The organism is Sphingomonas sp. 2378, from assembly GCF_038084995.1.
Lineage (GTDB): Bacteria > Pseudomonadota > Alphaproteobacteria > Sphingomonadales > Sphingomonadaceae > Sphingomonas.
The window spans coordinates 226,706-238,471 of the sequence record NZ_JAXCMJ010000001.1; the positions used below are offsets into that span (position 1 = coordinate 226,706).

Annotated in this window: 6 protein-coding genes and 2 pseudogenes; 4 read left to right on the forward strand and 4 right to left on the reverse strand. The window is 64.0% G+C overall.

Annotated features, from left to right (window positions below):
• Positions 1-96: 96 nt before the first annotated feature.
• The 3 genes and pseudogenes from SM191_RS00990 to ku all read right to left on the reverse strand — a co-directional run.
• Positions 97-621, reverse strand: a pseudogene (locus SM191_RS00990) (aminotransferase class I/II-fold pyridoxal phosphate-dependent enzyme); the annotation flags it as partial.
• A gap of 95 nt (positions 622-716) precedes the next feature.
• Positions 717-3,233, reverse strand: a complete 2,517-nt coding sequence (gene ligD, locus SM191_RS00995) for a DNA ligase D (protein WP_445949797.1) — start codon at positions 3,231-3,233, stop codon at positions 717-719.
• Complete coding sequence (gene ku, locus SM191_RS01000) at positions 3,211-4,101, reverse strand: non-homologous end joining protein Ku (protein WP_341504558.1); 891 nt, start codon at positions 4,099-4,101, stop codon at positions 3,211-3,213. The genes ligD and ku overlap by 23 nt, the downstream gene beginning before the upstream one ends.
• A 132-nt stretch (positions 4,102-4,233) precedes the next feature.
• Between ku and SM191_RS01005 the strand changes: the two are divergent.
• The 4 genes and pseudogenes from SM191_RS01005 to SM191_RS01020 all read left to right on the forward strand — a co-directional run.
• A pseudogene (locus SM191_RS01005) lies at positions 4,234-4,729 on the forward strand (integrase core domain-containing protein); the annotation flags it as partial.
• 443 nt (positions 4,730-5,172) lie between these two features.
• Positions 5,173-8,013, forward strand: coding sequence for a TonB-dependent receptor (locus SM191_RS01010; RefSeq protein ID WP_341504559.1), 2,841 nt, complete (start codon positions 5,173-5,175; stop codon positions 8,011-8,013).
• 71 nt (positions 8,014-8,084) lie between these two features.
• Positions 8,085-8,801, forward strand: a complete 717-nt coding sequence (locus SM191_RS01015) for a DUF6445 family protein (protein WP_341504560.1) — start codon at positions 8,085-8,087, stop codon at positions 8,799-8,801.
• Positions 8,798-10,306 carry a tryptophan halogenase family protein gene (locus SM191_RS01020; protein WP_341504561.1) on the forward strand — a complete coding sequence of 503 codons (1,509 nt, stop codon included), beginning with the start codon at positions 8,798-8,800 and terminating at the stop codon, positions 10,304-10,306. Before SM191_RS01015 ends, SM191_RS01020 begins: the two co-directional genes overlap by 4 nt.
• A 45-nt stretch (positions 10,307-10,351) precedes the next feature.
• Here the strand turns inward: SM191_RS01020 and SM191_RS01025 are convergent, their stop codons facing one another.
• Positions 10,352-11,755 (reverse strand): carbohydrate porin, encoded by a 1,404-nt coding sequence (locus SM191_RS01025; RefSeq protein ID WP_341504562.1) that lies wholly within the window; start codon positions 11,753-11,755, stop codon positions 10,352-10,354.
• Positions 11,756-11,766 lie beyond the last annotated feature (11 nt).

The window sequence follows — 11,766 nt, forward strand, 5'->3', positions numbered from 1 at the left end:
CCCGTCGTGCAGGAAACGATAGACCACACGCTCGGGGATCAGCATGTTTGCGAGGCCCTGGACGGGACGAAACACACTCAGCAGCTCCATGAAGCGCTCACCCGCGACGATGTAACCGACACCGATCTCCGGCGAGAGGGTCTGGGAAAAGCCGCCGATGTGGATCACATGTTCCAGCTGATCGAGCAGGATCAGCGGCACCGCAGGGCGACCAGCGGTCACTGGCGCCAGATCGGCGTAACTGGCGTCGTCGACCAGCCTGATATCGAACTCGGCCGCGATCTCCACCAGCTTCCGCGCCTTGTGCAACGAGATGCTGGTGCCCGTGGAGTTCTGAAGCATGGATGACAACAGGAACATCTTGGATCGGTGGCGCTCGCACATCAGGCGCGGCACCTCCAGGTTCGGACCGTCCGCCTCACGCGGGATGCGATAGATTTCCGCGCCTTGCGCCAGCAACACCGCAACATGGGCGAAGGACGACGGGTCCTCGATCAGGACCGGCGTCCGATACCGCACGAACGAGCAGACGAACAGGGTCAGGCCAGCGACGCAGCCGGGAGCCGTCATGATCGAATTGATCGGCGCATCGTCGGCCACTTCCTGACCCCGATGGGCGCAGACCGCCTCGCGGCGTCAGCCTATCCTAGCAGCACCACTCGATCGGACGGGGTCATGCATCGCTCCGCACGCTAGCCGTTTGATACACCCGGAACCTAGACATCCGGCAATGTCTGACGAGCCATTCCCCATCCGGCCAGCGCGGCGCTGGCGGCACGGCGCAGAAGCATGTCCGTATCGCACAGCGTCCATGCTCCGGCCGTCTCGATCTCTCGCAACTCGGTCCATGACACTGGTGCAGCGACCGGGGCATTGTCCCGCGCCCGTACAGAATAGGGCATGACCGCGGTGCTGCCGCGCTGGTTACGGAGCCAGTCGACGAAGATGCGCCCGGATCGCTTCGACTTGGCCATGCTTGCCACGAAACGCTCGGGATCGGCCGCGGCGAGCGCCTTTGCGAACCGCTCGGCGAAGCTCTTCACCTCGGGCCATGCCGCCTTGGGCGTGAGCGGAACGATGACGTGGATGCCCTTGCCCCCGGACAGCATGGGAAAGCTCGTCAGGCCCAGCTCGGCCAGTTGCTCCTTCAGATATTCCGCCGCGCGCCTGGTTTCGGTGAAAGCCAGTCCTTCGTCGGGGTCCAGATCGAACACCATGCGGTCCGGCGTCTCGACCTCCGACACCCTCGAACCCCAGCCGTGGAATTCGATCGCCCCCATCTGCACGCAGGCGATCACCCCATCGATATCGCCGACATAGAGATAATCGTCGGCGTCGCCGTCCTTGTCCTGGATCGACACGCGGCGGACATGGTCGCCGAAGCTGCCGGCGTCATGCTTCTGGAAGAAGCATTTGCGCCCCCGCCCCTGCGGGCAGCGGACCAGGCTGACGGGGCGGGCGCGCATGAACGGCAGCATCACGGGAGCGATCGTCGCATAATAGTCCGCGAGATCGCCCTTGCTGATGCCCGCTTCGGGAAAGACGACCCGGCCGCGATGCGTGATGGCCACGCCGGTCTCAGACGTGGGAGATGAGTCGGGGGCCGTCGCGCCCCGGCGGCCGGTCAGCCCGATGAAACTGGCATGGCGCAGTAATCCATCCGGCGTCATCTCCGCATAGGCGATGTCGGCCGATAGGCTGGGCGTCACCCAGTGAGCGCCCTTCACCGCCGCCCTGGGCGCGACCACGGTCGGCGTCTTCCGCTCAAGACGCTCCAGTTTGAGGCGGAGCGCTTCCATCGTTGCCAGATCGAACCCGGTACCGACCTTGCCCGCAAAGACGTAGCCGTCCGGCCCCTCTCGCCCCAGCAGCAGCGATTTGAAGCCACGGCGCTTGTCCGATGGAAGCCAGCCCACGATCGCATAGGCATCCCGCTTGACGCATTTGACCTTGACCCAGGCACGCGTGCGGCCGGAGCGATAGGGCGCATCCGCGCGCTTCGACACCACGCCTTCCAACCCGTCGCGGCACATCTGATCCAATAGCGCCTCTCCCTGGCCGATCACATGTTCGGAAAAGCGGATGTCGGCGGGCGCATCGGCCAGCAGCGAGCGTAGCCGTTCCTTCCGCTCCAGCGTCGGAAGCGCGGTCAGATCCTCGCCATCCTGTTCCAACAAGTCGAACGCCATCAGCACGGTCTCGCCACCCTCCCCGATCGCGTTCTTCAGCGTCGAGAAGTCGGGCCGCCCGTCCTTGAACGCCACCGCCTCGCCATCGATCAGCGCGGTGCCGGTCAACCGGGCTGCGGCATGGGCGATGTCGGGAAACTTGTCGGTCCAGTCGAGGCCCGTGCGGGTGAATATCCTGGCTCGGCCATCGGCAATTGCCACCAGCACGCGATAGCCGTCGAACTTGATCTCATGCAGCCATGCGGTGCCGGTGGGGACGGTGTCCTGCAGAGTGCATAGCTGGGGCTTGCGAAACGCGGGCAATGTCGGTTTGCCCCGGCGCGTGCGCGGTGGCGATGCGCGACCGGCCGCCGCGACCTTCCTTTTGGATGAGCGTGCGGGTCGTCCGTCTGCGATCTCCGCCATCGTTCGTCCGGTGGCGACACTGGTCAGCGCCTCTTTGACCAGCACGTCGGTGCCCCCGGCCTCCGCATCCCGCACCTTGCGCAACAACCAGTTCTCGCGTCGCTCCTTGCCGCGTGGCTTCAGGCGGATAAGCATCCATTCGCCCCGCATCCGCTCCCCATGCAGCACGAAGTGAAGATGGCCAGCGTCGATGTCCGACGCGGACTTGCCCGCGACCGGCGACCAGGTGCCGCGATCCCATAACATCACCGTGCCGCCGCCATATTCGCCGGCGGGGATCGTACCCTCGAAGGTCGCATAGGACAGCGGATGATCCTCCGTGCGGACCGCCAGCCGCTTTTCGGCGGGATCGAGGCTGGGGCCGCGTGTCACGGCCCAACTCTTCAGCACGCCATCCATTTCCAGTCGAAAGTCCCAATGCAACCGGGTGGCGTCATGCTTCACGCCATCCATTTCCAGTCGAAAGTCCCAATGCAACCGGGTGGCGTCATGCTTCTGGACCATGAAGAGGTTGCCATGCCCGGGCTCGAGCGTCCCGGCGGGCTCGGCGGTACGGGCGAAGTCCCGCTTGGCGTTATAGGTCGCAAGCAGGGGCGCCTCCGCCTTGGCTGCGCGCTTAGGCACGTTTCTTCGCCACATGCCTGGTCGACTTGCCGGACGCCGGCTTCTTCGCAACCGGCTTCTTCTGGGCCGGTTTCTTCGCCGATGACGCGCCGCCCTTGCCGCCCATCGACTGACGCAGAGCCGCCATCAGGTCGACGACATTGCTGCCCTTGGCCGCCTTGTCCTCCCCGTCATCTTCGATGATCTTCTTGCCCCTGGCCTTGCGCTTGCGTTCGATCAGGTCGCGAAGCGCATCGACATAGCGGTCATGATATTCCTGCGGGTGAAACGGCCCGCTCTTTCGGTCGATCAGCGCCTCCGCCAGTTCCAGCAACTCGCCTTCGGGCTCGTCATCGGGTATCTCACGGAAATAGCCTTGGGCCTTCTCCATTTCGTCGGCGTAGCGCAACGTTTCCAGAACCATGCCCCGCCCCGATGGCTTCAGGCTTACCACATATTCGCGACCCCTGAGCGCCAGTTGCCCCAGCCCGACCTTGCGGGTTCGCTTCAGGGCCTCGCGCAGCACGATGAACGCCTCGTTCGCCAGATCATCGGCTGGCACCACGAAGAAGGGCTTCTCATAATAGAGCACGTCGACCGCGTCCGCGTCGACGAATTGCGTCAGCTCCAGCGTCTTCTTGCTCTCCAGCTTGACCGCGTCGATCTCGTCCTGTTCCAACAGCACATATTCGCCTTTGGCTACCTCATAGCCCTTCATGATCTCGTCTTTGTCCACGGGTCCGATGCCGGTCACCACCTTCTCGTAATGGATCGGTTTGCCGCTGGGTTCGTGGATTTGCTTGAACGAGACGGTCGCACCCGAGCGGGTCGCGGAGTAGATTTCCACTGGGATCGAGACCAAGGCGAGCTTGATCTGTCCCTGCCAGTAAGCGCGTGCGGCCATGCCGGTTCTCCTTGCCCCTGTGCAACGCACGACAGGCTGTGGGAGTTCGCCCGGAAAAGGAGCGTTGGATGGCAAAGGCGCCGAAACTCAAGGTGTTCTCCACGGCGATCGGCTTTCACGATGGCGTAAGGGTTGAACGCGATTGTGCCCTACCGTATCCACACTGTGCTGACGGACAATGGCATCCAGTTCACCGATCGTGCCTGCGACAAATACGCCTTCCACCACATCTTCGACCGCGTCTGCGACGAGAACGGCATCGAACATCGCCTGACCAAGGTGGAGCATCCCTGGACCAACGGGCAGAGCCTGCCCCGGCAAAGGCCGGGGTGGAGCGGATGAACCGCACCATCAAGGAAGCGACCGTCAAGCGGTACCATTAGACAGCCGCGACCAGCTTCGGCAGCATCTCGGCGACTTCGTCGCTGCCTACAGCTTCGAACGCAGGCTCGAGACCCTCAAAGGCCTCACACCTCACGAAACCATCTGCAAAGCATGGCAAAACGACACCGCACGATTCGCATCAAGCCCGCAGCATCAAATGCCGGGATCATACACTTTAGCGCGGACAAACTTATACCCCTGGATACGGCACGTCGTCAGACAGCGGAGCGATTGCGCGGGATGATCCGCCCTCACCCTGCCAACCTGAATACGGCCATCAGCATACAGCAATTGTCAGACTTCAGGCTTTGCCTTCGTTGGAGCCGTCGAGCCGTTGGGCTTCTCGGCTATAGTCGCTGGACGCCCCAAGGCGCTATTGGCACCAATCTGAGACAGCCCTCTGGGCCACCGACAAGCAAACTGTTGATAAATTTGCGAAATCCTACCCAAAACACCCCGATTTCACGACAATTAAAGCAAGTTCATTTGGTCCCCTGCCGCGTTATGGACTGACATTCAAAATCCACGACGCAGTGAGTTCTTCAAGAATTCGGCAGCTAAATCATTATGTTACGCCTAACGCAAAAATACTATCGCTTTCATTCAATTTCATTTGTCAGGCATTTTCGTTTATGCCAATGAGGATGCGAGCCGCAGGGTAGCGGACGGACATTGGGGGGAGGATATATGCGAGATATTGCATCGCGCTGGTTGTTCGGCGCGTCCATCGTTGCGATCGCGACGGGTGGCATTCAGAACATCGCCAACGCACAGGCCGCCGTCGCACCGCCAAAGCGCGGTGCCGAACTTCGCGTCGAGCAGGGCCGCGACCCCAGCCAGCCGACCGGCGCGCTGAATGCGTCGCAGGTGGCCGAACAGGGCGTTTCGGATCAGGACATCGTCGTCACCGGCGTGCGCGAATCGCTGCGCTCGGCCCAGGCTTTGAAGCGCAACGCCAATCAGATCATCGACTCGGTGCAGGCCCAGGATATCGGCAAGCTGCCCGACGCCAACACGACCGAGGCGCTACAGCGCATCACCGGCGTCCAGATTCAGCGCCGGTACGGCGAAGGCGCTACCGACTTCGATCACCGCACATCGCCCGCCATCACCGTGCGCGGCCTGACCCAGGTGCAGAATTTCCTCGACGGCCGCGCCATCTATTCGGCATCGGGTGGCCGCGCCTTCGATCTGGAGGGGATTCCGCCCGAACTGCTGGGCGGTATCGACGTCTACAAGAACGCGCCCGCTAATATCATCGAGGGCGGCGTCGGCGCCGCGGTCAACCTGCGCACCCGCCTCCCCTTCGACCAGCCGGGCCAGACGATCAGCGGCACGCTGCGCGGCAATTATTACGACCGCGTCGACAAGTTCGGCTATTCGGCCTCGGGCCTGTACAGCAACCGCTTCGACACCGGCATCGGGGAGATCGGCTTCCTCTTCAACGCCGTCTATTCGACCAGCCATTACCGCCAGGACGGCATCCTCGCGAACCCGCAGCAGCCGATTCCGGCCGGCAGCATTTCCGGTGCGCCCGCCAATGCCAAGGCGCCGATGGGTATGCAGGTCTATGACGACCTGGGTGATCGCCGTCGCCTGGGTATCGCCAGCGCGGTGCAATGGCAGGCCGCGGACAACCTGCTGATCACCGGTCAATATCAGCTCGCGAAATACTGGTTCAACCGGCGCGGCGCCTATTATTACACGGTCAATGGCGGCAGCGAGTCCAACCCGTTGCCCGGATCGACCTTCACCTTCAACAACGAAGGCTATGCGACCTCCGGCTCGCTGCGCGGGCAGAATTTCGAAACCGGCCGTTTCGATCAGGAATTGTGGAGCCAGAGCCAGAACTTCACCCTGGCCGCCGAGTGGCAGGCGACGGACCGGGCCAAGGTCCATTTCGACGCCCAGTATCTGAAGAGCTATTACAACGCCGACCGCAACGGCCACGTCCTGTCGCTGTTTACCGCAGCCGGGCAGAATACGCCCACCGGGTCGCCGCACCCGTCGATCATCGACTTCGACCTGCGCGGCAGCCGTCCGCAATGGGACGTGCGCGACAAGGCGCTGCTCAGCAATCCGGCCAATTACAGCACGCCGTTCATCGCCGACGCATTGCAGCGCAACGACGCCGACACGCTCGCCCTGGCCTATGACATCGAATATGATCTGGAGGGCGGCTTCCTGCAAAAATTGCGCGGGGGCGCACGCTATTCGGACAATTCGATCGATCTGCGTGGCACCTGGAACGGCGTCTGCCTCTATGCCACCGGGCCCGATCGGTCCTGTTCGGCACCGGACGGCACCGCGCTGATCCCGCTCAGCCGCAATCCCCAGCTGGCGATGCCGGGTCCGTCCAAGAACTTCTTCGACGGACGCAGCGTGACCGGCGGTTTCCTCTACCCCGCCTTCCCCGCCGGCGACGGGGTCTGGGCGCAGACCAAGGCGCTCTATGCCCTCTTTGGAGCCCAGACGAAGGATGCCTTCGCACCGGGCGACCTGAATTCGCAGACCGAGAAGACCTACACCGCCTGGGGCGCGGTCGATTATGCCTTCGAAGGCGCGGGCCTGCGTTTCGATGGCGGCATCGGTGTCCGGCTGGTCAAGACCGACCTGACCTCGTTCGGCACCCAGTTCAATTCCGACGGGACCAGTTCGCCGCTCTCGATCCAGAACAGCTATACCCGCGCGCTGCCCAGCGTGAACCTGCGGGCGCGGATCACCGAAGAATTCCAGATGCGCTTCGCCTATTCCAAGGGGCTGGCGCGGCCGAATTTCGATCAATTGTCGACCAACCTGACGCTGAACAACCCCAATCAGATCAATCCGATCACCGGCCGTCCCAGCGCCAATTCGGGCAATCCGCGCCTGCGGCCGATCTCATCGAACAATTTCGACGTGACCGCGGAATGGTATTTCGCGCCGGCCGGATCGCTGACCGGCGGTCTCTTCTACAAGAAGGTCGACGGCTTCCTGGCCAGCGGCGTGATCGTCCAGAATTTTCAGGGGCGCGCCTATGACGTCAACACCGTGCTGAATTCAGGCAAGGGCACGGTCAAGGGCGCCGAGATCGGCTATCAGCAGTTCTTCGACTTCCTGCCCGGCCTGCTCAGCGGCTTCGGCGTGCAGGCGAATTACACCTATGTCGACTCCAACGTCACCAACCCGTTCGCCATCGCCGGATCGGGCAACACGCAATTGCCGCTGGAGAAGCTGTCCAAGCATAATTACAATCTGATCGGCCTGTACGAAAAGGGGCCGTTGACCGCGCGCCTCGCCTATAACTGGCGGTCGAGCTATCTCGACCAGACGTTCGGTGCGGGCACGAACCAGCCGCAATATGCCAAGCCCTATGCGTCGCTCGATGCCTCGGTCAGCGTCAATCTGAACAGTCATATCGCGGTCTCCGCCGATGCGGTGAACCTGACCAACCGCATGAACGTCACGTACATCGGCACGATGGGCCAGCCGCTTCAGTATCAGCTGAACGATCGCCGCTTCGGCCTGTCGCTCCGCGCGACCTATTGATCCCCGCCTGCCGGCATGGTCTGGATGACGGACCATGCCGGTCTTTTTTCGCACAGGGGGTAGGAAGGATCATGGCCATGCCGCCCGTGTTGGAATTCGCCGCCGATGCCATCCCGACCGTCCGCCAGATCGGTCATGAGCGCGAGCCGGTCGTCATTCTGGACGGTGCGACCGGATGGATCGAGCATCTGCGCGATTTCGCCGCCACGCGGTCCGCCTTTGCCCCGGCCGCCGGGGTGGGCAGCGCCTATCCTGGCCTGCTCGGTCCTGCGCCGGTCGCCTATGTCGATGCGATGGTGCGCCGGGTCCTGCCGCTGATCGAGATGTATTTCACCGGCACCGCCGTGCGCCCTGCCCGCGCGCGCGGCAATTTTTCGCTGGTCACCACCGATCCCGCCGCATTATCCGAGGATCAACGCGTGCCGCATGTCGACACCGCCGACCGGCTGCAATTTGCCACCGTCCACTTCCTCTCACCGGGCAACGTGGACGGCACCGCGTTTTTTCGCCATCGCGCCACCGGCTTCGAGACGCTGGATGCCGATCGCCTGTCTTCATATCACGCCGCCCGTGCCAGCGATCCGCCACCGCCCGCCGGTTACTGCTCCGATGGCGATGCCGCGTTCGAAATGATCGATGCCATTGCCGCCAGGCCCGACCGGCTGATCCTCTACCGCGCGAACCTGCTCCATTCGGGGCGCATCACCCGCATTCCCAATCGGGCTGCTGACCCCAGCGCGGGACGGCTGACCGGCAATCTGTTCCTGCAATGTCGGCTGGCGGCATGAGCGACGACGCGCCCATCGGCCGGATCGCGATCATCGGCGGAGGCACCGCCGGGTGGATGGCGGCCGCCGCGCTCGCCCGTGTGCTGGGACCTGGGGGACCGACGATCACCTTGGTCGAATCCGAGGAAATCGGCACCGTCGGCGTCGGCGAGGCGACCATCCCGCCGATCCAGGCCTTCAACGCGCTGCTCGGCATCGATGAGGACGATTTCGTCCGCGCGACGCAGGGCACGTTCAAGCTGGGTATCGAGTTCGTCGACTGGCGGCGACCCGGCCATCGCTATTTCCATCCCTTTGGCGTGTACGGCATCGACAAGGGCGCGGTGCCGTTCGAGGCGATGTGGCAGCGGCTGCGGCTGGCGGGGGAGGCCCTTCCGCTCGAAGCCTATTCAATCTGTGCGGCCGCCGCGCGCGCGGGCCGGTTCATGCGGCCCCAGTCGGGCAATACGCCGCTTGCGCATATCGGCTATGCCTTTCATTTCGACGCCGCGCTCTATGCCCGTTTCCTGCGCGGCCATGCCGAGGCCGCTGGCGTTCGCCGTGAGGAGGGCCGTGTCGTGTCGGTCGAGCGCGGGGCCCCACGCGATTTCATCGAGGCGGTGGTGCTGGCCGATGGGCGCCGGGTCGCGGCCGATTTCTTTATCGACTGTTCGGGCTTTCGCGGCCTGCTGATCGAGGGTGCTCTGGGCGCCGGGTTCGAGGATTGGGGGCATTGGCTGCCGAATGACCGTGCGGTCGCGGTGCCCACCGCCAATGTCGGGCCGCCAACGCCGTTCACCCGCTCGACCGCGCATGGTGCGGGCTGGCAATGGCGCATCCCGCTTCAGCATCGCACCGGTAACGGCCTGGTCTATGCCAGCCGCCATCTGTCCGACGACGAGGCGGTCGCGACGCTGCTGGCCCATCTCGATGGCGCGCCGCTGGCCGATCCGCGCCCCTTGCGTTTTCGCACCGGACGGCGGGACCGGTTCTGGATCGGCAACTGCGTGGCGCTGGGCCTGGCCGGAGGCTTTCTGGAGCCATTGGAGTCGACCAGCATCCATCTGATCCAGGCGGGGATCGCGCGGCTGCTGGAAATGCTGCCCACCCAGGCGTTCGAGCCGGCGGACACGCGCCGTTACAACCGGCTGATGGCGGCGGAGTTCGACAGTGTCCGCGACTTTCTGATCCTGCATTTCCACGCGACCGAGCGGCGCGACACCGCCTATTGGCGCGAACTGGCGGGCATGGACATCCCCGAGACTCTGGTCGAACGGCTGGCCATCTACGCCCGCACGGGCCGCGTCTATCACGAGGCGGACGAGTTGTTCACCAAGACCAGCTGGCTGGCGGTGATGGATGGACAGGGGCTGGTCGCCAGCGGCCATGATCCGCTGGCGACCGCCGTGCCGAGGGACGAGCTGCGCGCGCGATTGGGACGGATCGCGGCGGTGACCCGGGCTGCGACCGGGCATATGCCCGCGCATGGCGACTTCATAGCACGCCACTGTTCCGCGAAAGCCTGAACCCCTGCGCACCGCCGGGGGGTCTTTAGCGGGCCATGGCACCCGTCACCGGCGGGCGGCGGCAATCAGGGTGGGCGCGTCGATGGTGAATTTGAACCCGAAGACCAGGGCATTGGGGATGCTCGTCCGGCGGAAGGGCATTCCGGTCTGGTCGGGATGGAGGATATACTGGATGTTGGGCGAGACGCGGACGGCGGGTCCGATCTGCGCGCCATAGGCCAGTTCCATCATATACTGGTTGCGCCGGATGTTGCCGTCACCGCCCGCCGCCAGCCGAGCCGCGCGCATCCGCGCCATCGCCAGGTCGGAGAAGCTCTGCTGGTTGATGACGAAGCCGATCGTGTCCTGATCGCGGCCCGCGAAGGTGCCGGTCTGAAGCAGACCCAGTTCCAGGAAATGCCGCTCCTCGACCCGACCGGACAGGTTGGTCATCGCCACGCCGAACACGCCCAGCCCGCGATGCGAATTCAGATCCGGCCGGGTCAGCATCTGGTCGAACCGGACATAGAGGCCGCTGCGGCCTTTGAGCGTCGCGGCGGGCCGTCCGCTCAGGATCGCAATTCCGCCCCGGTCGTCGCGCAGCGGATCGGCATAGTCGCCCCGGTCGATCCAGCCGCCCAGGATGTAATGACGCGGCAGCCGGTCGGCCTGATAGTCGGAGGCATAGCCCAGCTCATAGGGCACGACGAAGCCGGTGCCGCCCTTGAAGCTGAGGCTTAAACCGTTGTCGTCGGGCCGCTTGCGGTTGGGATTGACCTCGTAGATGCCGGCATGGGCGAACCATCGGTCGGCCACCGTCAGCTTGGCCTTGGCCATCCAGCTCGACGCCGGGAAATAGGTGAAGTTGCTGTTCTTGAAGACGAAGGTCGGATTGCCGCAGGCCGAGTTGGTCTGGAAATGGCAATAATAGGGCGAGTTCAGGAAATGGATGTTCGCCTGGCTCTTGCCCGCCTCGATATCGAGCGCGCCGCCGAACAGCTTCTGCTCCCAGGTCAGGATGGCGAGGTGCGTGTTCTGGGTGCCCCAGACTTCCTGGACCGAGGTGTTGTTGCCAATGGCGATCTGCGACAGGCTTTGGCCGTGTCGGTTGGTGATGGCCAGGTGCAGGCCACCGTCCTTGATCCCGGCGATCTTGTCGAAGTCGATGTCCGCACCGACATAGATTTGCCCGGTATAGGCGGCCTTCTGCGCAAAGCCGCCGGTCGCGTTCACAGCGGCCTCACCGGTATAGTTGAGCGCCAGGGTGATCCCGTCATCGGCCAGCGGCTGATAGGTCTCGACGCCCTTCTTCTTCTGGCCCAGCACCACCGGCACCGTCTTGGTCGCCTGACGCGATACCTGCGGTGCCGCAGGCCCCGTCGCTGGCGGTACGTCCTCCGCTCGCGCACCGGACGCAGCCATTCCCATGCCCAGCGCGGCGATCGCCGCGAGGCTCTTCACTCCAGCCATGACATTTTCCC